Here is a 23,298-nt window from a genome sequence, read left to right as displayed (position 1 = left end):
TGGGGTGCACCCCTCGGGAAGGAGCACCCATGCCGGAGTTCGTCGGCGCCGTCGACCAGGGCACGACCAGCACGCGGTTCATGATCTTCGACCACGCCGGGCGCGAGGTGGGCAAGCACCAGCTCGAGCACGAGCAGGTCCTGCCGCGGGCCGGCTGGGTGGAGCACAACCCGCTGGAGATCTGGGAGCGCACGCAGACCGTCATCGGCACCGCGATGTCCCGGCACAACCTCTCGGCCACGGACCTCGCCGCACTCGGAATCACCAACCAGCGCGAGACCACGGTGGTGTGGGACCGGCGGACCGGCCGGCCGTACTACAACGCGATCGTCTGGCAGGACACCCGCACCGACCGGATCGCCTCGGCGCTGGACCGGGACGGCCGCGGCGACGTCATCCGGCGCAAGGCCGGCCTGCCGCCGGCGACCTACTTCTCCGCCGGCAAGGTCCAGTGGGTCCTGGAGAACGTCGAGGGCGTCCGCGCGGCCGCCGACCGCGGTGACGCGATCTTCGGCAACACCGACACCTGGCTGCTGTGGAACCTCACCGGCGGCACCCACGGCGGGGTCCACGTCACCGACGTCACCAACGCCAGCCGCACCATGCTGATGAACCTCGAGACCCTGGACTGGGACGAGGAGCTGCTGTCCTTCTTCGACATCCCCCGCTCGATGCTGCCGCAGATCCGCCCCTCCTCCGACCCCGACCTCTACGGCCGCACCTCCGGGCGCAGCGCGATCCCGGAGGGCATCGCCCTCGCCGGCGACCTCGGCGACCAGCAGGCCGCCACCGTCGGCCAGGTCTGCTTCGCCCCCGGCGAGGCCAAGAACACCTACGGCACCGGCAACTTCCTGCTGCTCAACACCGGCACCGAGATCGTGCGGTCGAAGTCCGGGCTGCTGACCACGGTGGCCTACCAGCTCGGCAAGGACCGCCCGGTCTACGCCCTCGAGGGCAGCATCGCGGTGACCGGGTCGGCGGTGCAGTGGCTGCGCGACCAGCTCGGCATCATCAGCGGCGCCGCCGAGGTCGAGCAGCTCGCCGCGCAGGTGCAGGACAGCGGCGGGATGTACTTCGTGCCCGCCTTCTCCGGCCTGTTCGCCCCGCACTGGCGCTCGGACGCCCGCGGCGCGATCGTCGGGCTGTCCCGCTACAACACCAACGCCCACCTGGCCCGGGCCACCCTGGAGTCGATCTGCTACCAGTCCCTCGACGTGGTCAAGGCGATGGAGAAGGACTCCGGGGTCCGCCTGGACGTGCTCAAGGTCGACGGCGGCGTCACGGCCAACAAGCTCTGCATGCAGATGCAGGCCGACATCCTCGGCGTGCCGGTCTCCAAGCCCGTCGTCGCCGAGACCACCGCGCTCGGCGCTGCCTACGCCGCCGGGCTGGCCACCGGCTTCTGGTCCACCACCGACGAGCTGCGCGAGAACTGGCAGGAGGACCGCAGCTGGGAGCCGCAGTGGTCCGACGACCAGCGCGCCGAGGGCTACGCCGGCTGGACCAAGGCCATCGGCCGCACCCTGGACTGGGTGGACGTGGACTGAACAGGCCGCGGATACATGCGAAGGAGGCCGTCCCCGGGACGGCCTCCTTCGCTGTATGCCGGGTGGCTCAGACCGTGGCCATCTGCCGGACCTGGGTGAGCCGGACCGAGTTGCCGGACGGGTCGCGGAAGCCGCAGTCGATGCCGTAGGGCCGCTCCTCGGGCTTCTCGGTGAACTCCACGCCGCGGCTGCTGAGCTCCTCGTAGGAGGCCTGGCAGTCCTCGGTGGTGAGGAACAGCGTGCCGGCGAAGCCCTTGCCCATGAGGTTGGCGATCTCGCCCTGGGTGCCGGCGTCGATCATCGGCGGCCCCGGGATCGCCATGAGCACGACGGCGATGTCCGGCTGGCCGACGGGACCCACGGTGAGCCAGCGGAAGTTGCCCATCTCCGGCACGGTGACGTCCTCACGGACCTCGAAGCCGATCTTGCGGGTCCAGAAGTCGAGCGCCGCGTCCTGGTCGTGGACCCACAGCTGGGCGGTGCTGAGCTTGATCATGATGTCTCCCCGGGTGGTGGATGTCGTTGTCCTGACTGGATGCTCACGACGCTAGGTCCGCGGTCGGTGCCGCGTCTTCTCCAAACGTGCTGCGTTGCGGACGGCTGTAGGCCCGCAGCACGCAGGTCGGCACCCGTGCGTAGACCATCGGGTCGGGGTAGCGCCGGCGGTAGGCGGTCGGCGACTCCCCGAAGGTGCGGGTGAAGCTCGACGTGAACGAGCCCACGCTCTCCAGCCCGACCAGCATGCAGATGTCGGCGACCGACCGGTCGGTGCTGCGCAGCATCGCGGCGGCGCGCTCGAGGCGGCGGGTCAGGAGGTACTGGTGCGGCGACTCACCGAACGCGCGGCGGAACTCGCGGCTGAAGTGCGCCCGCGACAGCCCGGCGGCGCGGGCCATGTCGTCGACCGTGATCGGCTCGACGTAGCGCGCGTCGGCGAGGTCCTTGGCCTTGGTCAGGTGCCGGACCGGCGGGACAGCCACCATGAGCAGCAAGTATGCCGCGCCGGTCGCCCTCCGTCGCCGGCTTCGCCTCCCAGGCTGGCGCGCCGACGAGGTTCATCCCGCGGGGAGGGTGCGGCTTCGGCGACGCCATGGCGATGGTGCTGGGGTCCCCAACCGGAGACGGTCCCCACCCGGGGACGGCCAGAGGAGGTTCTTGTGCCGCGATACATGTACATCGCCCAGTACCAGCCCGAGGGTGCCAGGGGGGTGGCGTCTGCCGGCGGCGTGGCCAGGCGGACGGCCATCGAGAAGTCGTGCGCCGACGTGGGCGGGCGCCTGGTGTCCTTCGACTTCGCCTTCGGCGAGGACGACGTCTACGCGATCACCGAGCTGCCGGACCACAAGACGGCCGCGGCGCTCGCGCTGGCCATCAACGGCGCGGGCACCACGAAGGTGCGCACCGTCGTCCTGCTCACCCCCGAGGAGGTCGACGACGCATCGCACCTCTCGGTGACGTACGTGCCGCCGGGACGCTGACCCGACCCACGCGCCAGGTCCCCGGTGCTACTGGGGGCCTGGCGCCGCCATGCGCGTGGCGAGCGGCGCAACGGCGTGGCGCAGCGGGAGCGCGATGTCGATGTCCTGGACCGGGGTGCCGAGGGACGCGTGCCACTGCACGATTCGCCACTGGCCGTCCGCCTCACGTCGTGCGACACCGGTGAACCGGCCGATGACCCAGGCGTCGCTGCCGGCGCCCAGCAGGGGGCGGTCGTCGAACCAGCACAGGTCCCCGTCCCGATAGGTCCTCAGGTCCTCGCTCCCGCGCACATCGAGACCGAGCCCGTCGGCGAAGCGCGTCGCGAACCCGGCGCAGGCCTCCATGTAGCCGGTCCAGATGATCGCGTCGTTGACCCCGATCACCGTGGACAGGTCCTCCGACAGCAGCTCGCCCATCCGGTCGGCATCGCCACCGCGCATGGCGGCGTAGACGTCGTGCACCAGCCGGCTGACCTCCGGAACCTCCATGACCCGCTCCCCCTGAACGTCGTCCCCGCGCCCGCAGCGCGGGCAGACCAGCACGGTAGCCCCAGGGCGCTCACGCGGTCAGGCTGTTGGCGCCAGTCACAGGTTCAGCACAGGCCGTGCCCCAGTGGTCAGGGGCACGGCATACGTCCCGGAAGGGTCAGCCGGCGGGCTTGGCGTAGGCAGCCATGCCGGTGTCGTAGAGGATGCAGGGCTCCTCCCCGACCACCCAGGCGTCGTGGCCCGGCTCCATGAGGAAGGCGTCGCCGGGACCAATGGTCATCTCCGTGCCGTCATCCGCGCGGACGGTCATCTGGCCCGAGATGCACACGCCGGTGTGCCGGACCTGGCAGGACCCGGTCCCCGCGATCGGCCGGACATCCTCCGACCACTTCCAACCGGGTTCGAACGTGCCCTTCCCTATCGTGAAGTCGCCGAGGGAGATGACGTCCAGGGCACCGTGCGCGCGGAACTTGCGCGTCTCGTCGGGTGAGTCGAAATGGGTCTTCTCGAGCGTGGCCATGGTGGCTCCTCCTCGCTCGGACGGGATGGGGACAGTGCCGTCCTACACCCGGACCGGAACGACCGGAACCGCTGTGCCGCGTAGGTTTCCGATCACCACACGGGCTTGGCCGCGCCGTATGCCCCAACCCGGTGCGGCCAGGCCAGCGGCCTGCCGTCGAACGCCCCCACCGGGGCGATGACGTCCAGCCGTCCGTCCGGCGACTCCACCGGGCGCAGCCACGCGTCCACCTGCTCGACGTCGGCCGGCAGCGGGCCGGACGGCTCCGGGCGGGGCTGGCCGAGCAGCCACTGGGCGGTGCGGGCGAGGGCAAGCTCGCGGACCTGGGTGCCGCCCTCCCGGGACTGGGCGGTGAGCGCCTCGAGCACGGCGGCGGCCGCGAGGTAGCCGGTGCCGTGGTCGAGCAGCTGGCACGGCATCGCGCCCGGTCGGTCCTCGTCGCCCTCGACCACGGCGATCCCCGAGGCGGCCTGGACGATGGAGTCGAAGCCGCGCCGGGCACCCCACGGGCCGGTCGGACCCCACGCCGACAGGGCCACGACGGCCAGCCCGGGGTGGCGCTCCGCGAGGTCGTCGGGGGTCAGGCCGAAGGCGTCGAGCGCGCCGGGGCGGTAGCCGTGCACGAGCGCGTCGGCCTCGTCGAGCAGGGCGTGGAGCTGGCCGAGGCCCTCGCGCGTGCGGGCGTCGAGGACGGCGCTGCGCTTGCCGAGCACGGTGTCCCACGTGCCGTCCGGCTCGGGGCGGTGCGGCGGGTCGAGCCGCAGCACGTCCGCGCCCAGCGCGCCCAGGTAGCGGGTGCAGACCGGGCCGGCGATGACCCGCGTCAGGTCGAGCACCCGCAGCCCGTCGGCGGGACGGTCGCCGGCGGTGCGGGTGCGCGGCTGGGCGCCCGGGATGCTGGTGCGCTCCACGAGGCGGCGGCCGGCCACGGCGCGGCCCTGCGGGTGCTCGTGCCACTCCCGCTCGCTGCGCACGGCGGCGGCGATGCCGCCGGCCCCGACGATGCTCGCCTCGGCCTGCTCTCCCGACAGCTCCCGTATCGCGCGAGCCACCGACTCGGGCTCGTCACCGGCTCCCAGCGCGCGCACCAGGGCGTCCCGGTGCCAGGGATAGTTGGCATGGGTGCGCAGCCAGCCGTCGGCGGTGGGCCAGAACCGCGACAGCGGGGCGAATGTCGCCGACACGGCGGGCGCCCCGCCCAGGCGGACATAGCGTTCGCTGCGGACGGCTGCGGCCACGTGACCGGCGTCGAGGGTGACGGTGAGCGGTGCGCTCCCGCCTCGCTCCTCACTGAAGGAGGCCGCCGCGAGCAGCGCAGTGCTGACGGTCGCGAGGGCGGCCTCGCGGACCGGCAGGCGCGACGGCAGCAGCTCGGGACGGTCGACCACCCGCACGCCGATCGCCGGAAACGCTGACGGCACAACGGATCCGCTGTGCACGGCATCCCACAGCTCACGGGTCATCGCACGGCGCAGGTCGGTCACGGCTCGATCATGGACCAATCCTGCGCCGGTCACGAAACGGGACCTTCGGATCGGCGGCCGGGGCCGGGCTTCCGCTGTGCTGGCAGCGGAGGTGGGTCCCATGTCCCATGCTGTATCACCGGCCCGACGGCGGGTCGTCCTGGTCGCGGTCATCACCATTCTCGCCCTGACCCTCAGCTCCTGCGCCGCCCAGGCCGACCCGGCAGCGCAGGCCCCCGGGCCGGACGCTGCCGGCTTCTGGCTCGGCGTGTGGCAGGGGATCATCGTGCCGGTGGCATGGGTGGTGTCGTTGTTCAACCAGAAGGTCGGGATCTACGAGGTCCACAACAACGGCGGCTGGTACGACTTCGGCTTCGTCATCGGCATCGGGATCGGCGCCGGGATCGGCCGCGGGTTGGGGTGGGCCGGCGGCAAGCGACGGTCCTCCTGAGCGCCGCCCGCTGAGGCGACGCCTCAGCCGGCAGCACCTCAGCTGGTGACGTCCTTGCCCGCGAACCGGGCCCACGCCGCGAGCCAGAACACCACGGCATACCCCAGGGCCAGGGTCAGGCCGCGCAGCGGGCCGTCCCAGGAGATCGGGTCGCGCAGCAGGTCACCGAAGGACATCCACCAGTGGGTGATGAGCCACGGGTGCAGCCACCCCAGCTGCGGGATCGAGTCGGCGATGAAGCTCGCCACGTTGATCACCACGATCGCGATGGTCGCGCCGATCGGCTGCTCGGTCAGGGTCGACACGAACAGCCCGACGGCACCCAGCGCGGCGAAGCCCGCGGCGAGGTAGAGCGAGGCGAGCACCACCCGCCACAGCGCGTCACCGAAGCCGATCTGCGTGCCCGACAGCAACGTCATCGGGCCACCGCCGAACAGCGCCACGCCGATGACGCAGCCGACGAAGCTCACCCAGAGCGTGGCGATGACGGTGAAGATGACGATCGCGGCGTACTTCACTGCGAGCAGCCGGGTGCGCTGCACGGGGATGGTCAGCAGGTAGCGCAGCGTGCCGATGTTGGCCTCGCCGGCCACCGCGTCGGCGGAGATCGCCGCGACGGCCAGCGGCAGGAAGAGCCCGAGCTCGATGCTCAGCGAGGCCAGTGCGACGAACAGCCCGTTGCCGGTGATCGCCGACAGGAAGTCCGGGCCGCGGCCGTCGTCGCGCGGCGTCGAGACCTTGACCGCGACGGCCAGCAGGATCGGCACGGACGCGAGGACGGCCATGCCGGCCAGGTTGCGCCGGCGGCCGAAGATGAGCCGCAGCTCGGAACCCAGGAACCGCAACGACGCCCGCCGGTGCGGCCGGACGACCGACGCACCCCCGATGGCCGACTCAGCCACTGACATCGAAGCCCTCCCCCGTGAGCGAGACGAACAGGTCCTCGAGGCTGGGCGCCTCGACGGTGAAGCCGCGCACCGGCACCCCGGCGCGCACCAGCTCGGCGACGACGTCCTCGGGCCGGACGGCGCCGATGAGCGCTCGCGCGTGACCGTGGTCGACGGCGACCTCGGTCAGCCCCAGCCGGCGCAGCACGTCGGCGGCGTCCTCGGGCCTGTCGGTGTCGACCCGGGCCTGCGGCTGGGCGCCCGCCCGCACCTGACCGACCGGGCCCTGGGCCACCAGCCGCCCGACGTGCATCACCCCGATGTGGCTGCACATCTGCTCGACCTCGGAGAGCAGGTGGCTGGACACCAGCACCGTCGCGCCCTCCTCGGCCAACGAGGCCACCAGCGACCGGACCTCGCGGGTCCCTTGCGGGTCCAGGCCGTTGGTGGGCTCGTCGAGCACGAGCAGCTCGCGCGGGGCGAGCAGCGCCCCGGCGATGGCCAGCCGCTGGCGCATGCCCAGGGAGTAGGCGCGGTAGCGCTTGGCCGCCGCCGGGAGCAGGCCCACGCGGTCGAGCGCCGCGTCGATGCGCCGGGAGGCGGTGGCCGGGTCGGCGCAGCGGTCGGCCGCGTCGAGGCGGGCCAGGTTGGCCCGGCCGCTGAGGTAGGGGTGGAACGCCGGCCCCTCCACGAGCGAGCCGACCCGCGGGAGCACGTCCGCGGCCCGGGCCGGCATGGGCAGGCCGAGCACCTCGTGGCTGCCCGCGGTGGGCTGGATCAGCCCGAGCAGCATGCGGATCGTCGTGGTCTTGCCCGATCCGTTCGGCCCGAGGAAGCCGTAGACCGCGCCGCGGGGCACGAGCAGGTCGATCTCGTTGACGGCGACCTGGTGGTGGAACCGCTTGGTCAGGCCGGACGTGCGGACGGCGGCGTCGAGGGCCGGGGTGTCACCGCCCCGGGCCTCGGCACCTGCCGCGCGCGACGCGACGGCGAGGTCACTCACTTCGCCGCCAGCGCGGCATACAGCACCTGCGGCGTCACCGCGCCGGCCGCGACCCGGCCGTCGTCGGTGAGGACCACCGAGAAGAGCTTGCCGGCGAGCAGCCGGCCCGAGCCCCAGGAGCCGGAGACCTTCGGCAGCGCCTTGAGCAGGGCGCCGAGCTGGCCCTGGTCGAGCTTGGCGGTGCTGCCGGCCGGGGCCTTGGCGACGACGACGGTGGTCCAGCCGGTGCCGACGACCTTCGGGCGGTTGGCCGGGGTGGCCTTCGTCGCGGCGTCGGGGTTGGGCTGGGCCATGCCCATCTTCTCCGTGGTGGAGGCGGTGGCGTCGGTGACCTTGGCTCCCGGCGGCGGGTTGAACGCGAACTGCGCCGCGTCCGGCCGGGAGAAGTCGACGGCGGTGAAGCCGACCTCGAACGCCGGGTCGGCCGCGCCCTTGGCGAAGACCTGCACCCTCAGCGGGACGTGCTTGACCCCGTCGACGGCGATGCGGACCTGCGAGATGAGCGAGCGGGAGTCCTTCGGCGCCAGCAGCAGCTCGTAGGCCGAGCGCCCGGCGACGGTGGCGGTGCCGCTGGTGGTGACCGAGGTGGTCGGGTCGAGCGCCGCGAGCGCCTTGTCGGCCGCCTGCTGCGGGGTCTTCGGGATGTCCGTGGCGTCGGGCGCCTTGTGCGCCGACGCGTCCTTGGACAGCGTCCGGTGCGTCGCGGTGTTGTCGCGGCTGGACCAGGTCCACAGGTCGGTGCCGTTGAGGATGACGTCGGACTCGCCGAGCTCGCCGAGCAGCGCCAGCCGGGCCTTGTCCGGGCCGGCGTACCAGACGCGCAGGGTGTGGGTGCCCGAGACCATCGAGGCGAGGTCGGCGCTGCCCTGGCCACCGGTGCCGGGCAGGGCCGGGATGCCGAGGTCGGAGCGCTGCACGACGGTGCCGGAGAGGCCGTCGAGCCTGGCCTGCTGCACGTCGACAAGCAGCTGCGCGGCGGTGCGCGGCGGGAGCCCGGCGTCGGCGTTGGCGGAGATGGTGCTGACCAGTGCGCCGCCACCGACGAACGTCACGGCGGCGACCCCGGGCACGGCCCAGCGCAGCGCGGGCCTCTGGCTGAAGATGCTCATGGGCTCATCGTGGCCGGGGCGCGCTGTGAGGCACCTGAGAAGTCACCACGGACCTGCCTCGTCGGCGCGGCTGCTCGTGACAGGCTGGGGCCGTGCGGCTGCTCGTGGTGGAGGACGAGGTGCGGCTGGCGACGGCGCTGCGCCGTGGCCTGACCGCCGAGGGCTTCGTCGTGCACGTCGAGCACGACGGCCTGCTCGGCCTCGAGGCCGCCCGGCACGGCGACTACGACGCCGTGCTCCTCGACATCATGCTGCCCGGCATGTCGGGCTACACCGTGGTGAAAACCCTTCGCGCAGAAGGCAACTGGGTTCCGGTGCTGATGCTGACGGCCAAGGACGGGGAGTACGACGAGGCGGACGCCCTCGACTACGGCGCCGACGACTACCTCACCAAGCCGTTCTCCTACGTCGTGCTGCTGGCCCGGCTGCGCGCCCTGCTGCGCCGCGACGTGCGCGCCCGGCCCTCGGTGCTGTCGGTCGGCGCCCTGCGCCTGGACCCGGCCACCCGGGACGTGAGCGTGGCCGAGGAGCCGGTGCAGCTCACCCCGCGCGAGTTCGCGCTGCTGGAGTACCTCATGCGCAACGCCGACCGCGTGGTCAGCAAGACCGAGCTGCTCGACCACGTCTGGGACACCGGCGACCTGACCGACCCCAACGTGGTCGAGGTCTACATCGGCTACCTGCGGCGCAAGATCGGCCGCGAGCACCTCACCACCGTGCGCGGCGCGGGATACCGGCTGGCCTCATGAGGACCCGGGCGCCGAGCCTGCGCCGGCTGAGCCTGCGGGCCCGGCTGCTGCTCATCGGCGTGGCGGGCGTCGCCGTCGCTCTCGCCCTCGGCAGCGCCGCGCTCTACGGCGTGCTCGTCGTCACCGTCAACCACACCATCGACGCCGAGGCGCGGGCGAGCGCCGCCGACGTCGTCGCGCTCGTCGACAGCGGCCGGCTCTCCAGCCCGATCCCGGTCGCCGGCGCCCAGGTGGTGCAGGTCGTCGACGGCTCCGGCCGAGTGGTCAGCGCCTCCGTCAACGCCGACCGGCTCACCCCGCTGCTGCGACCGGCCGAGCTGCGGCAGGCGCTGGCCGGGCAGACCACCGAGGTGCCGGGCGCCCGCGCCGGGGTCAACGGCCCGCTGCGGGTGGTGGCCGTGCGGGCCGGACCGGCCGCCACGCCGGTCTCGGTCGTCGTCGCGCTGCAGGTCGGGGACGTCACCCAGAGCCAGCGGGTGCTGCTGCGGACCCTCGTGCTCACCTACCCGCTGCTGCTGCTCGTGCTGGCCGCGATCGCCTGGCGGGTCATCGGCTCGGCGCTGCGACCGGTCGAGGAGCTGCGCGCCGGCGCCGAGCGGATCAGCGGCTCCGGCCACGACGAGCGCCTGCCGGTGCCGGCCTCCGCCGACGAGATCCACGCGCTGGCGTTGACGTTGAACACCATGCTCGACCGGCTCGACGCGGCCCGCGAGCGCCAGCGCGGGTTCGTCGCCGACGCCGCCCACGAGCTGCGCAGCCCGCTGGCCTCCATGCGCACCCAGCTCGAGGTCGCCGAGCGCCTCGGTGAGGGCGGCGAGCTGCCGGCCGAGCTGCTCGTCGACGTCGCCCGGCTGACCCGGCTCGTGGAGGACCTGCTGCTGCTCGCTCGCGTCGACTCCTCCGTGGCACCGCCGCAGCAGGACGCCTTCGACGTCGTCGCGCTGCTCACCGAGGTTGCCGACCGGTATGCCGGGTCGCGGGTCCCCGTGTCGGTCGCCCCTGGTGCCGGGCCGGTGCCGGTCCGCGGCGACCGCGAGGAGCTGCGCCGCGCGCTGACCAACCTCGTCGACAACGCGGTGCGGCACGCCCGGTCGCGGGTGCTCCTCGCCGCGACGGCTCCCGCCGGCGCGACCGTCCTCACGGTCACCGACGACGGTCCCGGGATCCCCGAAGCGTTGCGCGAGAACGTGTTCGAGCGGTTCACCCGGCTCGATGACGCCCGCGACCGCGACGCGGGCGGGACCGGCCTCGGCCTGGCGATCGTCCGCGAGCTGGTTCGCCGCTCCGGCGGGACGGTCCGGCTGCTGGACGCCGACCCGCCGCCGGGCCTGCGGGTCGAGGTCCGTTTCCCGCACGCGAGGTGAGCGGCACGGCATACCCTCCGCGCGTAGCCCACCGAACGCACGAAATCCGTCGAATCGAGGCCGTGAACGGCCCGATTCGACGGATTTGGTGCGTTCGGTCGAGGGGCGGGAGACCTCAGCCGGCGGTGAGCTCGGCGGCGACCAGCTCGGCGATCTGCGCGGTGTTCAGCGCCGCGCCCTTGCGCAGGTTGTCGCCGCACACGAACAGGTCGATGGTGTTGGGGAAGTCCAGCGCCTGACGCAGGCGACCCACCCACGTCGGGTCCGTGCCCACCACGTCGGCCGGGGTCGGCCACTCGCCGGCCTCGGGGTCGTCGAGGACGACCACGCTCGGCGCCTCGATGAGGGCCTGACGGGCGGCGTCGACGGTCAGCGGCTTCTCGAAGACCGCGTGGACCGCGAGCGAGTGGGTCGTCACGACCGGCACGCGCACGCAGGTCGCCGACACCTTCAGGTCGGGGATGCCGAGGATCTTGCGGGACTCGTTGCGGACCTTGAGCTCCTCCGAGCTCCAGCCGCCGTCCTTGAGCGAGCCCGCCCACGGCACGACGTTGAGGGCGAGCGGCGCCGGGAACGGGCTGTCGTCGCCGAGCTTGTCGGCGACCGAGGCGCGCACGTCACCCGTGTGCTGGCCGACCTCCCGGTGGCCGGCCACGACCTCGAGCTCGTCGTAGAGCCGGTCGACCCCGGGCTGCCCGGCGCCGGAGGCCGCCTGGTAGGAGGCGACGACGAGCTCCTTGAGCCCCCAGCCGGCGTGGAGCGCGCCGAGCGCGTCCATCATCGTCAGGGTCGTGCAGTTGGGGTTGCTGATGATCCCCTTGGGGCGGTTGCGCACCTGGGCGGGGTTGACCTCGGGCACGACGAGCGGCACCTCGGGGTCCATGCGGAACGCCCCGGAGTTGTCGACGGCAACCGCACCCCGCTCGACGGCGACCGGCGCCCACTGGGCCGACACCTCGTCGGGCACGTCGAACATCGCGACGTCGACCCCGTCGAAGACCTCGGCCGTGAGCTCCTGCACGACGACGTCCTCGCCGCGGACCTGCAGCACCTTGCCGGCCGAGCGGGCCGAGGCGACGAGGCGGATCTCGCCCCAGACGTCCTGGCGCTGGGACAGGATCTGCAGCATCACCGAGCCGACGGCACCGGTGGCGCCGACGACGGCCAGGGTGGGCTTGCGGGTGTTCATCGTCCGGTACCTCCGTAGACCACGGCCTCACCCTCGGCGGAGTCGAGGCCGAACGCCGTGTGCACCGCGCGCACGGCGTCGTCGAGCTGGTCGTCACGGGTGACGACCGAGATGCGGATCTCCGAGGTGGAGATCATCTCGATGTTGACGCCCGCGTCGGCGAGCGCCTGGAAGAACGTGGCGGACACACCCGGGTGGGAGCGCATGCCGGCGCCGACGAGCGAGAGCTTGCCGATGTGGTCGTCGTACTGCAACGACGCGAACCCGACCGACTCCTGGACCGCCTTGAGCGCCTGCACCCCGTGCTGGCCGTCGGTCTTGGGCAGCGTGAAGGAGATGTCGGTCAGACCGGTCTCCACGGCGGAGACGTTCTGCACGATCATGTCGATGTTGACGCCGGCCTTGGCGCACGCCTGGAAGATCTCGGCCGCCTTGCCCGGGTGGTCCGGCACCCCCACGACGGTGATCTTGGCCTCGCTGCGGTCGTGCGCGACGCCGGCGATGATCGGGGCTTCCACGGATACTCCTTCTTCCGGGTCGATGATCCACGTGCCCTCGCGGTAGGAGAACGAGGACCGGACGTGGATCGGCATGCCGAAGCGGCGGGCGTACTCGACGCACCGCAGGTGCAGGATCTTGGCGCCCGACGCGGCCATCTCCAGCATCTCCTCGTTGGAGAGCCGGTCGATCTTGCGGGCGGCGGGGACGATGCGGGGGTCGGCGGTGAAGACGCCGTCGACGTCGGTGTAGATCTCGCAGACGTCGGCCTCGAGCGCGGCCGCCAGCGCGACCGCCGTGGTGTCGGAGCCGCCGCGGCCCAGGGTGGTGATGTCCTTGCTGTCCTGGCTCACGCCCTGGAAGCCGGCCACGATGGCCACGTGCCCCTCGGCGAGGGCGTCGCGGATCCGGCCGGGCGTCACGTCGATGATCCGCGCCTTGCCGTGCGAGGAGTCGGTGATGACGCCGGCCTGCGAGCCGGTGAACGAGCGGGCCTGGTGGCCGAGGTTGGCGATGGCCATCGCGACCAGGGCCATCGAGATGCGCTCGCCCGCGGTGAGGAGCATGTCCATCTCGCGGCCGGGCGGCAGCGGGCTGACCTCCTCGGCGAGGTCGAGCAGCTCGTCGGTGGTGTCACCCATCGCGGAGACCACGACGCAGACCTCGTTGCCGGCGCGGCGGGTCTCGACGATCCGCCGCGCGACGCGCTTGATGCTCTCGGCATCAGCCAGGGACGAACCGCCGTACTTCTGGACGATCAAGCTCAAGAGGAACTCCGGTTGGTCGTGCTGGCGGAGCGGCCAGTTTATCCGCCGCACCCCCGGGGATGGCCGGTGGCCGGATTGCGAGACTCCCCCCGGTATGCCGTGTGGGGACCTCCTCCCGTGCCCCTGCCGCCTGGGCGCAGATCCTCCGGCGCCGGCGCCAACCGGCCCCAAACCTTGCTCAGCTCAGGGGTGGAGTGCGTCGAACTCGGCGTCGGCGACGGTCTCCTCGTCGGCGTCGAGCCGCACGTGCCGCAGCACGGTGTGCAGCACCCGCAGCGCACGGCTCGCACTGTCGCCCCACGAGGACAGGTAGCTGAACTGCCACCACCACAGCGCCTCGGTGACCCTTCCGGCCTCGACGTGCTGCAGGCCGTGCGCCAGGGCCGAGGCGATCTCGCTGAGGTCGTTGCTCAGCGAGCCGGTGGCGACCTCGAGGCTGACCAGCGGATCGACGAGGTGGGCGTACTCGTCCAGGCCCTCGAACAGGTTGGCCAGACCCTGCCGCAGCGGGTCGACGTCGGCCTCGGGGCCGGGGTCGGCCTCGAACCGGTCCTCGGGCACGACGTCGGTGATGGCGCCGAGCCGGGCGCCGGCCAGCGAGACCTGCGAGACGGCCAGCAGCAGCACCGGGATGGCGGTCTCCGGGGAGCTGCCGGAGGCGACCTCGGTGACTGCCCCGAGGTAGCTGCGGGCGTCCCGGGCGGTCTCCTCGCTGAGAAGGGTGAGCTCGTCAGACATCCAGCAGCCTCCTGCCCTCGAACGCCCGGCCCAGGGTGACCTCGTCGGCGTACTCCAGGTCGCCACCCACCGGCAGGCCCGAGGCGAGCCGGGTGACCCGCAGCCCCATCGGGCGCAGCAGCCGCGCGAGGTAGGTCGCGGTGGCCTCCCCCTCGAGGTTGGGGTCGGTGGCGATGATGATCTCGGTGACCTCGCCGCTGGCGAGGCGCGTCATGAGCTCGCGGATCCGCAGGTCGTCGGGGCCGACGCCCTCGATCGGGCTGATCGCCCCGCCGAGCACGTGGTAGCGGCCACGGAACTCGCGCGTGCGCTCGATCGCCACGACGTCCTTGGGCTCCTCGACCACGCAGATCAGCGCGGCGTCGCGGCGGGGATCGGAGCAGATGCGGCACTCCTCGGCCTGCGCGACATTGCCGCAGGTGACGCAGAAGCGGACCTTGGCCTTGACCTCGGTCAGCGCGCTCACCAGCCGGTTGACGTCGGCCGGGTCGGCCTGGAGCAGGTGGAAGGCGATGCGCTGCGCGCTCTTGGGACCCACGCCGGGCAGCCGGCCGAGCTCGTCGATCAGGTCCTGGACCACGCCTTCGTACACACCGTGAGCCTATGCCCTCGCCGTCACGCCGGGGTCACGGACACCCGGGGCGTTGTCGCCCGGTGTGCGGGCGTCGTCAGGACGTGGGTGCGGCCGGGCGCTCGTTGTAGGTCCCGGCGAGCTCCTGGCCCGACAGCGCGTGGATCGCGGCCATGATCTCGTCGGTGACCTCTCGCCGGGCCCTGCCCTGCGGGACGCCGGCGTAGCGGTCGGCGAAGGACATCGGCTCCCCGAACTTCACGGTGACCCGCACCGGCCGCGGCAGGCGCGAGCCGACCGGCTGCAGCCGCTGCGTCCCCTCCAGTGCCACCGGCACGACCGGCACCCCGGCGGTCAGCGCCAGCCAGGCCACGCCGGTGCGCCCGCGGTAGAGCCGGCCGTCACGCGAGCGCGTGCCCTCGGGGTAGATGCCGAACGCCTCGCCCTGACGGAGCACCTCCAGCGCCGCGTCCAGGGAGTCCTGCGCCGCACGGTGGTCGCCCCGCTCGACGGGGATCATGCCCAGCGCGTTGAACCAGGCCCGGGTGAGCGCCCCGCGGATGCCGGTGCCGGTGAAATACTCCGCCTTGGCCAGGAACACCACGCGCCGGGGCGCCGTCAGCGGGATCACGACGCTGTCGATGAAGGACAGGTGGTTGCTGGCGAGGATGACCCCGCCGCGCTTGGGGACGTTGGCCTTGCCGATGACGCGGGGCCGGTAGATGGCGCGGGCCAACGGCACGAGCACGAACCGGCTCACCGGGTAGAGCATTCGACCTCTTCTCGTCGCGGCACGGCCGACGACACGGACCTGTTGCAGCAGCAGGTTACTGGTCGAACTCCCCGATGACCGTCCCACCGAGCACGCTCTGGATCACCGGCAGGCCGACGCCGCCGATGTCGGCGATGTCCTCGTCGTCAGCGCTGGCCGCGCTGTCGTCGGCCGGCTCCACCGCAGAGGTATGCCGGGTGCCCGCCTCGCGTGCCACGGCCTCCCGGGCGCGCTGCATCGGGCTGATCGTGGCCACCGGGGTGGGCTCGGGAGCCGGGTCGGGCGAGGAGAACTCGGCGGCCGAACCGCCGGCCGCTGACGGGACGCTGGCCCAGTCCGGGGGCGGCGCGCTGGTGTCCCAGCCCCCGCCGGAGTCCTCGCCGCGACCGGGCGCGATGCCGGCGTCGTCGCGGGCCGACCGGGACGGGCCGGCCGGCTCGTCCCAGCCGCCCGAGCTCGACCCCTGGCCGGCCGGTGCGGGCGGCGTGGGCGTGGAGCCCGCGGGGCCGGTGGACGGCGCCGGCGCACCACCGGAGGTGCCGGGCGCCGGAGCGCCCTCGGGGGTGGGGATGCCCTCGACGACCGCGTTGACGCCGAGCACCTCGACCAGCGCCTGGCGGACCAGCTCGGCGTGCTGGCCGCGGCGGAAGGTGTTGGCCAGGCCGACGGTGGAGATGCCGAGCAGCAGGCGCTGGCCGTCGTAGTCGAGGACCTGGGCGTGCTCGGACAGGAACGTCCACGTCGTGCGCTTGATCGAGAAGATCTTGGCGAGCACGTCCGGCCACGACCGGCGGATCGCGGCGGTGTCGACGCCGCCCGGCATGGACATCGAGGCCACAGGGGCGGGCGTCTCGGCGGGCTGCTCGGCCGCCGGAGGCTCAGCCGACGGGCGCTCGGCAGCCGGGCGCTCCGGTGCGGGACGGTCCGGCGTGGGGCGCTCAGGTGCCGGTCGCTCGGGTGCGGGGCGCTCCGGCGCCGCGGCGGGGGGCTCCGGCTCGCGCGGGGCCGCCGGACGCTCGGCCACGGGCTCCGGGGGCTCGTCCGCCGGCGCGGGGGCCGCAGCCGGCGCGGGGGTTGCAGCCGGCGCAGGCGCAGCAGGGGCGGGGGTGGGGGACGGCGCGGGACGGCTGAACTGGACCGGCGGCGCCGAGGGCGCCGGTGCGCCACCCGCCCCGACGTCGAGGCGACGCTCGAGGCGGTCCAGGCGCGCGGCGTACCCGCTCTCGCCGGAGGCGCCGGGCAGCAGCACGCGGGCGCAGATCAGCTCGAGCTGCAGGCGCGGCGCGGTGGCACCGCTCATCTCGGTCAGGCCGGCGTTGACGATGTCGGCAGCGCGGGTCAACGCCCCGGAGCCGAACGCGGCGGACTGCTGGCGCATCCGCTCGAGCTGGTCCTCGGGCAGGCCGCGCAGCACCGCGGACGCACCGTCGGGCACCGCCGCGACGACGATGAGGTCGCGCAGCCGCTCGAGCAGGTCCTCGACGAAGCGCCGGGGGTCGTGACCGGTCTCGATGACCTTGTCGACCTGGCGGAACACCGACCCGGCGTCGCCCGCGGCGAACGCGTCGATCGTGGCGTCGAGCAGCTCGCCCTCGGTGAAGCCGAGCAGCGCGGCGGCCCCCTCGTAGGTCAGGCCCTCGGGCCCGGAGCCGGCGATGAGCTGGTCGAGCACCGACAGCGAGTCACGCACCGACCCACCGCCGGCGCGGACGACGAAGGAGAGCACGCCGGGCGCGACCGCCACGCCCTCGGACTCGCACAGCTGGCCGAGGTAGTCGGTGAGCACCTGCGGCGGGACCAGGCGGAACGGGTAGTGGTGGGTGCGGGAGCGGATCGTGCCGATGACCTTCTCGGGCTCGGTCGTCGCGAAGACGAACTTCACGTGCTCCGGCGGCTCCTCGACGATCTTGAGCAGGGCGTTGAAGCCCTGCGGCGTCACCATGTGCGCCTCGTCGATGATGTAGATCTTGTAGCGGCTCTGGGCCGGCCCGTAGGAGGCGCGTTCGCGCAGGTCACGGGCGTCGTCGACACCACCGTGGCTGGCCGCGTCGATCTCGATGACATCGACCGACCCGGACCCGCCGCGGGCGAGCGCCACGCACGAGTGGCACGTGCCACACGGGACCGGGGTCGGCCCCTCCTCGCAGTTGAGGCAGCGGGCCAGGATGCGGGCGCTGGTCGTCTTGCCGCAGCCGCGCGGGCCGCTGAACAGGTAGGCGTGGTTGACCCGCCCCGTGCGCAGCGCCTGCATCAGGGGCTCGGTCACGTGCTCCTGGCCGATGACGTCGGCGAAGGACTCGGGCCGGTAGCGGCGGTACAGGGCGGTGGACACGAAGGAACCCTAACGGCGACGGGTGACATGCGGGCGGGGTACGTCCCCAGCCCGCGGCTTCCCGCCGGACCTGCGGCGCTCCGGCGGGCGGGACGGGCCCTCCCCCGGCTCGGCGGCCATCGCCTCCATGGCCTCGATCGCCTCCTGCACGATCGCCCGCATCGCCTTCTCGGCGCGGGCCGGGTCGCCGCCCTGGATGGCGTCGCTGACCTCGGCGTGCAGGCGCAGCGCCTCGGGCTCGGGGCGGGCCGGCATGAGGTGGTGGTGCGTGCGGCCGGCGAGCACCTCGGCGACGACCTGGGTCAGGCCGGCGAACATCTCGTTGCCCGAGCCCTCGAGCACGGCGTGGTGGAACTCGATGTCGTGCCGCAGGTACTCCTCGAGGTCGCCCCTGCGCGCCGAGACGGACATGCCGATGACGGCCGCGGTCAGCCGGCCGCAGTGCTCGGGGGTGGCGTTGCGGGCCGCGAGCGCCGCGGCGACCGGCTCGACCGCGGTGCGCAGCTGGCTCAGCGAGGACAGCTGCTCCATCCGGTCGGCGCCGGCCAGCCGCCAGCGGATCATCCGGGGGTCGAAGATGTTCCACTCGGTGCGCGGCAGCACGGTGACGCCGACCCGGCGACGGCTGGTGACGACGCGCATGGACTCGAGGACCTTGACGACCTCGCGGACCACCGTGCGCGAGACGCCGTAGCGGGCCTCGAGCTGCTCGAGCCGCAGCACCTCGCCCGGAGCGGGCTCGCCCGCGACGATGGCAGGGCCGAGGCGTGAGAGGACCCGCTCATGCAGGCCCGGCGTCGTCATGGGACCACTGTAGTCGGGATTACGTCATATCAATTCTGGGTTAAGTCTTGATTTCATGACATCAACAGCGGACAGTGGTCCGCAGCCATCGACCCCCTGGAGCACCGCATGACCCTCACCACCCCTCCGGCCCGCCGCCCGATCGCGGTCGTCATGGGTGTCTCCGGCTCGGGCAAGACCACGGTCGGCCAGGAGCTCGCGGCACGGCTGGGGGTCCCCTACGCCGACGCCGACGAGTTCCACCCCCCGGCCAACATCGCCAAGATGTCCGCCGGCGTCCCGCTCGACGACACCGACCGCGCCCCGTGGCTGCGCGCCATCGCCGGCTGGCTGGCCGACCACCGGGGGACCGGCGCCGTGGTCAGCTGCTCGGCCCTCAAGCGCCGGTATCGCGACGTGCTGCGCGCGCCCGTCGGTCACCTGCCGTTCCTGCACCTGGACGGTGACCCCGGCGTGGTCGCGCAGCGGGTGGCCGGGCGCCCCGGCCACTTCATGCCGGCTTCGCTGGTCGCCTCCCAGTTCGCCGACCTCGAGCCGCTCGGGTCCGACGAGGAGGGCATGGTCGCCGACCTCGCCGCCCCCGTCGACGACGTCGTGGCGCGCTTCACGGCATACCTGTCGGACCACCCGGTCCCGGCCTGACCCACCCCACCGACCCACCCACCCGACCATCCACCAGGAGAAGACGTGAGCACTCCCGCCCTCGTCGCCGCAGCGGCCCCGGCCGCCAGCGACCCGCGGCTGATCGCCGCCGCCCTCATCGGCATCGGCCTCATCGTGCTGCTGATCACCAAGGTCAAGCTGCACCCCTTCCTCAGCCTGACCCTCGGGGCGGTCACGGTCGGCGCCATCGCCGGGATGCCGCTGGCCGACACGCTCGACAGCTACGGCAAGGGCGTCGGCGCCACGGTCGCCAGCGTCGGCACCCTGATCGCCCTCGGCGCGGTGCTCGGGCGGCTGCTGGCCGACTCCGGCGGTGCCGACCAGATCGTCGACACGATCGTGGGCCGGGCCAGCACCCGCGCGCTGCCCTGGGCGATGGCGCTCGTCGGCGCGCTGATCGGCCTGCCGATGTTCTTCGAGATCGGGCTGGTCCTGCTGATCCCGGTGATCCTGCTGGTCTCCCGGCGCTCGGGCCTGCCGCTGATGCGCGTCGGCATCCCCGCCCTCGCGGGCCTGTCGGTGATGCACGGCCTCGTGCCGCCGCACCCCGGCCCGCTCGTCGCGGTCGCCGCGCTCAAGGCCGACCTCGGCATCACCCTGGGCCTCGGCGTCCTCATCGCCATCCCGACGGTCATCATCGCCGGTCCGCTCTTCTCCCGGTATGCCGCGCGCTGGGTCCCCGTCCAGGCTCCGGAGCTGTTCGTGTCGCGCTCGGAGGCCGACGCAGGGCACCGCGTCAGCGACGGCCCCGGCACGCTCTCGGTCGAGGCCGCCACGCAGACCCGCCGCCCGAGCTTCGGCGCCACGCTGTTCACCGTGCTGCTGCCCGTCGTGCTCATGCTCGGCAAGGCGCTGGCCGACATCTTCCTGCCCAAGACCGACGGCACCCGCGTGGTCCTCGACTTCCTCGGCACCCCGCTGGTCGCGCTGATGCTGGCCGTCCTGGTCGCCATGGTGACCCTGGGCCGTGGCGCCGGCCTGACCCGCGAGGGCATCGCGAGGTCGGTGGAGCAGTCGTTCCCGCCGATCGCCGGCATCCTGCTGATCGTCGCCGCCGGGGGTGGCTTCAAGCAGGTAATGGTCGACACCGGCATCGGTGACATCATCGCCAAGGCGGTCGCCGGCAACGGCGCCTCGCCGCTGCTGCTCGCCTGGGTCGTCGCCGTGCTGATCCGCCTCGCGACCGGCTCGGCCACCGTCGCCACGATCACCGCCTCGGGCATCCTCGTGCCGGTCGCCGCCCACCTCTCGCCGACGCACACCTCGCTGCTGGTGCTGGCGATCGGCGCCGGGTCGCTGTTCTTCAGCCACGTCAACGACGCCGGCTTCTGGCTGGTGAAGGAGTACTTCAAGGTCGACGTGGTGCAGAACGTCAAGACGTGGTCGGTCATGGAGACGCTGATCTCCGTCGTCGGCATCGTCCTGGTGCTGCTGCTCGGCCTGGTGCTGTAGGCGGGTGCTCGCCTGACGCACGGCCCCGGACCCGTTGTGGTCCGGGGCCGTTCGCGTGTCCTGCGGCTGCGGCACCGTTGCCCTGCCGAGGTTGGGTGCGCCCTGCCGAGGTTGCAGCGTCGGCAGAGCGTCATCAACTGCGGCAGAGCCTTGGGGACGGCCCGCCGGGTCCCCTCCACGGGCATGAAAGGACCCCCCGCGCACCTGGAAGAGCTCACCTGCCCTTGCTGCCTTCCGGCCCTGGGGGAGTTCAGTGAGGTACCACCACACGGGGGGTCTGCGCCCACTCTAGAGCAGGGGTCCGGCGGCGCCGAAATCGGCCACGCGACGGGGCTGCCCGGGACCGCCGGGGCCGATTGGGGAACTGGCCCCGGTGTCGGGTAACCTCCTCCGCGGAGGATTCGCATAGCGGCCTAGTGCGCACGATTGGAAATCGTGTTGGGATAAAACCCTCGGGGGTTCAAATCCCCCATCCTCCGCCAGACGAGAGAGCCCCCCGGAGCATCGCGACGGGGGGCTCTCTCGTCTGGCGGGGCCTTCGGGATTTGGGAGGAGGCGGAGCGCAGCGGAGCCGACGGCTCCCCCGTCCTCTGCCTCAGCGACGCGCCGTTTCCGCGTCCCGCAGGCCACGGCGCAGCACCACGCCGGCAACCACGAGGGCCGGCAGCACGAGCAGGTCGCCCGGGGTCACCGCGTGGGACTCCATGAACGTCCACAGGCTCGGCTCGTGCACGGGGTCGGCCAGCAGCCACACCCCCGAGGCCGCCACGACGGCCAGCGCCGCCCACAGGCCACGCCCCCGCCGCCAGGCCCACACCGTGACGACGACGAGCAGCACCAGTGCCGGCACGGCATACCAGAGCTGCCCCGTGTCCAGCGCCGGGTCGTGGTGCAGCTCCCCCGCCAGGACCAGACCCATGCCCCACGCTCCCTCGTCTCCCCTGCCGGCACACCGGCGTCCACTGTGCAGGGGTTCGCGCCGCACGGGTTCCGCCAATCGGGTGAGCACGGGGGGTCCCACGGTCCTCCCCGCGGGCCGCAAGTCCCTGTCCGGCACGCGCCGCGCCCACGGATGCTTCAGGCATGAGCCAGACCCAGCACACCCCCGTCGTCGTGGTCGGCGTCGACGCTTCCGAGAACGGCCAGCTCGCGCTGCGCTGGGCCCTCCAACAGGCCCGCCGGATGGGTGCCGAGCTGCACGCCGTGACGGCGTGGGAGGTGTCCGCGGCCTACGGCTACGTGCCGATGTACACCGACGTCGACCTCGAGGGCGACGCCCGCAAGCAGCAGGACGTCGCCCTGGAGCAGGTGGCGCGCGAGTCCGAGGGCGTGCCCGTGGTGCGCCAGGTGGTGCGCGGCCACGCCGCCGAGGCGCTGCTGGACGCGGCCCGCGACGCGGACCTGCTCGTCGTCGGCAGCCGTGGCCACGGGACGTTCGCCGGCACCCTGCTCGGGTCCGTCAGCCAGCAGTGCGTCCACCACGCCCACTGCCCGGTCGTGGTGGTCCCCCGCCGCTGACCCGGCCGCGGTCAGGACAGCAGCAGGTATGGCGGGTGCGCGGCGAGCGCGCGCCCCTCACCGACGTGCCGACCCAGGGCGAGCGCGCCGTCCAGCGCGGTGCCGAGCGCCGGCGCCAGGTCCAGCCCGAGCAGGCCGACCGCGTCGTCGAAGGCCGCGCGGACCGCCGGCAGCTGCAGCAGCCCACCGACGGCGCACGGGGTCGCCCCGCGCACCGCCGCGGCGCCCGCCGCCAGCGTGCGGGCCAGCTCGTGGCCGGCCTCGCGGCAGATCGCCGCCGCCGCCGGGTCGGTGGGCGCCAGGGCGCCGACCGCGGGGGCCAGCGCCGCGAGCTCGGCCGGCGCGCTGCGGCCGGTCATCACCGCCCGCGGCCAGGTGTAGGGGTCGCCCCACAGGTCGGAGACCGTCTCGAGCAGGTCGGCCGAGCCGTCGTCGAGGCCGTCGCGGTGGCGCAGCGCGGCCCGCAGCCCCTGCAGGCCGATCCACGCACCGGACCCCCGGTCGCCCAGCACGTGGCCCCAGCCGTCGCCGCGGTGCCACACCCCGTCGAAGTCGGTGGCGAGCATGACCGCGCCGGTCCCGGCCGCCAGGACCGCGCCGGGCCGGACCTCCCCCAGCGCCCCGACGAGGCTGGCGACCGCGTCGCTGGTGACGACCACCCGCCGGGCGGCGACCGCCGACGCGACGTGCTTGAGCACCTCGGCGGGGTCCGCCAGCGTGGTCAGGCCCCGCATGGACCAGACCACCACGTCCGGCGGGCAGGTGAGCTGCGCGGCATACGAGGACAGGACGGGCAGCAGCGCGGGCACGTCGATGCCGCCCTCGCCGATGTGGGCCCCGTCGGCGAGCACCGTTGCGCCGCGGGCAGATCCGTTGGCCCAGGCGACGCGCATGCCGGAGCCGCCGACGTCGACGCCGAGGACGACGGTCACGG

25 protein-coding genes, 1 tRNA gene and 1 other RNA gene are annotated in these 23,298 nt (G+C 73.3%); 9 read left to right on the top strand and 18 right to left on the bottom strand.

Annotation, left to right across the window (positions count from 1 at the left end; genetic code table 11):
• The first annotated feature begins 29 nt into the window (after window positions 1-29).
• Entirely contained in the window at window positions 30-1,547 is a 1,518-nt protein-coding gene (glpK, locus tag FB474_RS18920; protein WP_141790393.1) for a glycerol kinase GlpK, read from the top strand.
• Window positions 1,548-1,614: 67 nt separating this feature from the next.
• Here the strand turns inward: glpK and FB474_RS18915 are convergent, their stop codons facing one another.
• Window positions 1,615-2,043 (bottom strand): VOC family protein, encoded by a 429-nt coding sequence (locus FB474_RS18915; protein WP_141790392.1) that lies wholly within the window; start codon window positions 2,041-2,043, stop codon window positions 1,615-1,617.
• Between the two features lie 43 nt (window positions 2,044-2,086).
• On the bottom strand, window positions 2,087-2,530 hold the full coding sequence (locus FB474_RS18910; protein WP_141790391.1) for a helix-turn-helix domain-containing protein: 444 nt from the start codon (window positions 2,528-2,530) through the stop codon (window positions 2,087-2,089).
• Window positions 2,531-2,704: 174 nt separating this feature from the next.
• Between FB474_RS18910 and FB474_RS18905 the strand changes: the two genes are divergently transcribed.
• Entirely contained in the window at window positions 2,705-3,025 is a 321-nt protein-coding gene (locus tag FB474_RS18905; RefSeq protein WP_141790390.1) for a GYD domain-containing protein, read from the top strand.
• 27 nt (window positions 3,026-3,052) lie between these two features.
• On the opposite strand, the gene FB474_RS18900 is transcribed toward FB474_RS18905, so the two are convergent.
• From FB474_RS18900 to FB474_RS18890, 3 genes are all read right to left on the bottom strand, one after another.
• Window positions 3,053-3,514, bottom strand: a complete 462-nt coding sequence (locus FB474_RS18900; RefSeq protein WP_141790389.1) for a nuclear transport factor 2 family protein — start codon at window positions 3,512-3,514, stop codon at window positions 3,053-3,055.
• A gap of 157 nt (window positions 3,515-3,671) precedes the next feature.
• On the bottom strand, window positions 3,672-4,034 hold the full coding sequence (locus tag FB474_RS18895) for a cupin domain-containing protein (protein ID WP_141790388.1): 363 nt from the start codon (window positions 4,032-4,034) through the stop codon (window positions 3,672-3,674).
• Window positions 4,035-4,126: 92 nt separating this feature from the next.
• Entirely contained in the window at window positions 4,127-5,518 is a 1,392-nt protein-coding gene (locus FB474_RS18890; protein ID WP_221632681.1) for a CoA transferase, read from the bottom strand.
• A 100-nt stretch (window positions 5,519-5,618) separates the two neighbouring features.
• Between FB474_RS18890 and FB474_RS18885 the strand changes: the two genes are divergently transcribed.
• Entirely contained in the window at window positions 5,619-5,948 is a 330-nt protein-coding gene (locus FB474_RS18885) for a hypothetical protein (RefSeq protein ID WP_141790387.1), read from the top strand.
• Between the two features lie 38 nt (window positions 5,949-5,986).
• On the opposite strand, the gene FB474_RS18880 is transcribed toward FB474_RS18885, so the two are convergent.
• Genes FB474_RS18880 through FB474_RS18870 form a run of 3 tightly spaced genes read right to left on the bottom strand, consistent with a single transcriptional unit; the run spans window position 5,987 to window position 8,947 of the window.
• Window positions 5,987-6,856, bottom strand: coding sequence for an ABC transporter permease (locus FB474_RS18880; RefSeq protein WP_141790386.1), 870 nt, complete (start codon window positions 6,854-6,856; stop codon window positions 5,987-5,989).
• On the bottom strand, window positions 6,843-7,838 hold the full coding sequence (locus FB474_RS18875; protein WP_141790385.1) for an ABC transporter ATP-binding protein: 996 nt from the start codon (window positions 7,836-7,838) through the stop codon (window positions 6,843-6,845). The genes FB474_RS18880 and FB474_RS18875 overlap by 14 nt, the downstream gene beginning before the upstream one ends.
• The gene (locus tag FB474_RS18870) at window positions 7,835-8,947 is read right to left on the bottom strand and encodes a LolA family protein (protein ID WP_141790384.1); all 1,113 of its coding nucleotides are present in this window, start codon (window positions 8,945-8,947) and stop codon (window positions 7,835-7,837) included. The genes FB474_RS18875 and FB474_RS18870 overlap by 4 nt, the downstream gene beginning before the upstream one ends.
• A gap of 92 nt (window positions 8,948-9,039) precedes the next feature.
• Here FB474_RS18870 and FB474_RS18865 point away from each other — a divergent pair, with 92 nt between their 5' ends.
• The gene (locus tag FB474_RS18865) at window positions 9,040-9,696 is read left to right on the top strand and encodes a response regulator transcription factor (RefSeq protein ID WP_141790383.1); all 657 of its coding nucleotides are present in this window, start codon (window positions 9,040-9,042) and stop codon (window positions 9,694-9,696) included.
• On the top strand, window positions 9,693-11,060 hold the full coding sequence (locus tag FB474_RS18860) for a sensor histidine kinase (protein ID WP_221632680.1): 1,368 nt from the start codon (window positions 9,693-9,695) through the stop codon (window positions 11,058-11,060). The genes FB474_RS18865 and FB474_RS18860 overlap by 4 nt, the downstream gene beginning before the upstream one ends.
• A 115-nt stretch (window positions 11,061-11,175) precedes the next feature.
• Here FB474_RS18860 and FB474_RS18855 read toward each other — a convergent pair whose 3' ends face one another.
• The 7 genes from FB474_RS18855 to FB474_RS18825 all read right to left on the bottom strand — a co-directional run bounded on the left by FB474_RS18855 (window position 11,176) and on the right by FB474_RS18825 (window position 18,731).
• A complete protein-coding gene (locus FB474_RS18855; RefSeq protein ID WP_141790382.1) occupies window positions 11,176-12,249 on the bottom strand; it encodes an aspartate-semialdehyde dehydrogenase in 1,074 nt (357 codons plus the stop codon).
• Window positions 12,246-13,514, bottom strand: coding sequence for an aspartate kinase (locus FB474_RS18850; RefSeq protein WP_141790381.1), 1,269 nt, complete (start codon window positions 13,512-13,514; stop codon window positions 12,246-12,248). The genes FB474_RS18855 and FB474_RS18850 overlap by 4 nt, the downstream gene beginning before the upstream one ends.
• Window positions 13,515-13,697: 183 nt before the next feature.
• Window positions 13,698-14,252, bottom strand: coding sequence for a DUF5063 domain-containing protein (locus FB474_RS18845; RefSeq protein ID WP_141790380.1), 555 nt, complete (start codon window positions 14,250-14,252; stop codon window positions 13,698-13,700).
• Window positions 14,245-14,844: a recombination mediator RecR gene (gene recR, locus FB474_RS18840; protein WP_141790379.1), complete on the bottom strand. Its 600-nt coding sequence runs from the start codon at window positions 14,842-14,844 to the stop codon at window positions 14,245-14,247. Before recR ends, FB474_RS18845 begins: the two co-directional genes overlap by 8 nt.
• 76 nt (window positions 14,845-14,920) lie before the next feature.
• Window positions 14,921-15,595, bottom strand: a complete 675-nt coding sequence (locus FB474_RS18835; RefSeq protein WP_141790378.1) for a lysophospholipid acyltransferase family protein — start codon at window positions 15,593-15,595, stop codon at window positions 14,921-14,923.
• 55 nt (window positions 15,596-15,650) lie between these two features.
• Window positions 15,651-17,927, bottom strand: a complete 2,277-nt coding sequence (locus tag FB474_RS18830; protein ID WP_141790377.1) for a DNA polymerase III subunit gamma and tau — start codon at window positions 17,925-17,927, stop codon at window positions 15,651-15,653.
• 9 nt (window positions 17,928-17,936) lie between these two features.
• The gene (locus FB474_RS18825) at window positions 17,937-18,731 is read right to left on the bottom strand and encodes a FadR/GntR family transcriptional regulator (RefSeq protein WP_141790376.1); all 795 of its coding nucleotides are present in this window, start codon (window positions 18,729-18,731) and stop codon (window positions 17,937-17,939) included.
• 108 nt (window positions 18,732-18,839) lie between these two features.
• On the opposite strand from FB474_RS18825, the gene FB474_RS18820 reads away from it, so the two are divergent.
• A complete protein-coding gene (locus FB474_RS18820; protein WP_221632679.1) occupies window positions 18,840-19,373 on the top strand; it encodes a gluconokinase in 534 nt (177 codons plus the stop codon).
• Window positions 19,374-19,418: 45 nt separating this feature from the next.
• On the top strand, window positions 19,419-20,846 hold the full coding sequence (locus FB474_RS18815) for a GntP family permease (RefSeq protein ID WP_141790375.1): 1,428 nt from the start codon (window positions 19,419-19,421) through the stop codon (window positions 20,844-20,846).
• A 184-nt stretch (window positions 20,847-21,030) separates the two neighbouring features.
• On the opposite strand, the gene ffs is transcribed toward FB474_RS18815, so the two are convergent.
• Window positions 21,031-21,127, bottom strand: an RNA gene (gene ffs / locus FB474_RS18810) — signal recognition particle sRNA small type.
• A 113-nt stretch (window positions 21,128-21,240) separates the two neighbouring features.
• Between ffs and FB474_RS18805 the strand changes: the two genes are divergently transcribed.
• Window positions 21,241-21,328: transfer RNA gene (locus FB474_RS18805), tRNA-Ser, on the top strand.
• Between the two features lie 113 nt (window positions 21,329-21,441).
• Here the strand turns inward: FB474_RS18805 and FB474_RS18800 are convergent.
• Window positions 21,442-21,765, bottom strand: coding sequence for a hypothetical protein (locus FB474_RS18800; protein ID WP_141790374.1), 324 nt, complete (start codon window positions 21,763-21,765; stop codon window positions 21,442-21,444).
• 164 nt (window positions 21,766-21,929) lie between these two features.
• Here FB474_RS18800 and FB474_RS18795 point away from each other — a divergent pair, with 164 nt between their 5' ends.
• On the top strand, window positions 21,930-22,364 hold the full coding sequence (locus tag FB474_RS18795; RefSeq protein ID WP_141790373.1) for a universal stress protein: 435 nt from the start codon (window positions 21,930-21,932) through the stop codon (window positions 22,362-22,364).
• A gap of 11 nt (window positions 22,365-22,375) precedes the next feature.
• Here the strand turns inward: FB474_RS18795 and FB474_RS18790 are convergent, their stop codons facing one another.
• Entirely contained in the window at window positions 22,376-23,296 is a 921-nt protein-coding gene (locus FB474_RS18790; protein WP_141790372.1) for an N-acetylglucosamine kinase, read from the bottom strand.
• Window positions 23,297-23,298: the final 2 nt, after the last annotated feature.

Source organism: Oryzihumus leptocrescens (genome assembly GCF_006716205.1).
Classification (GTDB): Bacteria; Actinomycetota; Actinomycetes; order Actinomycetales; family Dermatophilaceae; genus Oryzihumus; species Oryzihumus leptocrescens.
The sequence above is the reverse complement of the archived record's forward strand: the minus strand, read 5'-3'. Positions and strand labels throughout refer to the sequence as shown.

Coding starts and splice junctions, on each gene's coding strand:
- FB474_RS18855 (WP_141790382.1), bottom strand. CDS start 12,249: ATGAACACCCGCAAGCCCACCCTGGCCGTCGTCGGCGCCACCGGTGCC.
- FB474_RS18820 (WP_221632679.1), top strand. CDS start 18,840: ATGACCCTCACCACCCCTCCGGCCCGCCGCCCGATCGCGGTCGTCATG.
- FB474_RS18835 (WP_141790378.1), bottom strand. CDS start 15,595: ATGCTCTACCCGGTGAGCCGGTTCGTGCTCGTGCCGTTGGCCCGCGCC.
- FB474_RS18895 (WP_141790388.1), bottom strand. CDS start 4,034: ATGGCCACGCTCGAGAAGACCCATTTCGACTCACCCGACGAGACGCGC.
- FB474_RS18800 (WP_141790374.1), bottom strand. CDS start 21,765: ATGGGTCTGGTCCTGGCGGGGGAGCTGCACCACGACCCGGCGCTGGAC.
- FB474_RS18860 (WP_221632680.1), top strand. CDS start 9,693: ATGAGGACCCGGGCGCCGAGCCTGCGCCGGCTGAGCCTGCGGGCCCGG.
- FB474_RS18900 (WP_141790389.1), bottom strand. CDS start 3,514: ATGGAGGTTCCGGAGGTCAGCCGGCTGGTGCACGACGTCTACGCCGCC.
- FB474_RS18910 (WP_141790391.1), bottom strand. CDS start 2,530: ATGGTGGCTGTCCCGCCGGTCCGGCACCTGACCAAGGCCAAGGACCTC.
- FB474_RS18845 (WP_141790380.1), bottom strand. CDS start 14,252: ATGTCTGACGAGCTCACCCTTCTCAGCGAGGAGACCGCCCGGGACGCC.
- FB474_RS18915 (WP_141790392.1), bottom strand. CDS start 2,043: ATGATCAAGCTCAGCACCGCCCAGCTGTGGGTCCACGACCAGGACGCG.
- FB474_RS18880 (WP_141790386.1), bottom strand. CDS start 6,856: ATGTCAGTGGCTGAGTCGGCCATCGGGGGTGCGTCGGTCGTCCGGCCG.
- glpK (WP_141790393.1), top strand. CDS start 30: ATGCCGGAGTTCGTCGGCGCCGTCGACCAGGGCACGACCAGCACGCGG.
- FB474_RS18795 (WP_141790373.1), top strand. CDS start 21,930: ATGAGCCAGACCCAGCACACCCCCGTCGTCGTGGTCGGCGTCGACGCT.
- FB474_RS18825 (WP_141790376.1), bottom strand. CDS start 18,731: ATGACGACGCCGGGCCTGCATGAGCGGGTCCTCTCACGCCTCGGCCCT.
- FB474_RS18870 (WP_141790384.1), bottom strand. CDS start 8,947: ATGAGCATCTTCAGCCAGAGGCCCGCGCTGCGCTGGGCCGTGCCCGGG.
- FB474_RS18885 (WP_141790387.1), top strand. CDS start 5,619: ATGTCCCATGCTGTATCACCGGCCCGACGGCGGGTCGTCCTGGTCGCG.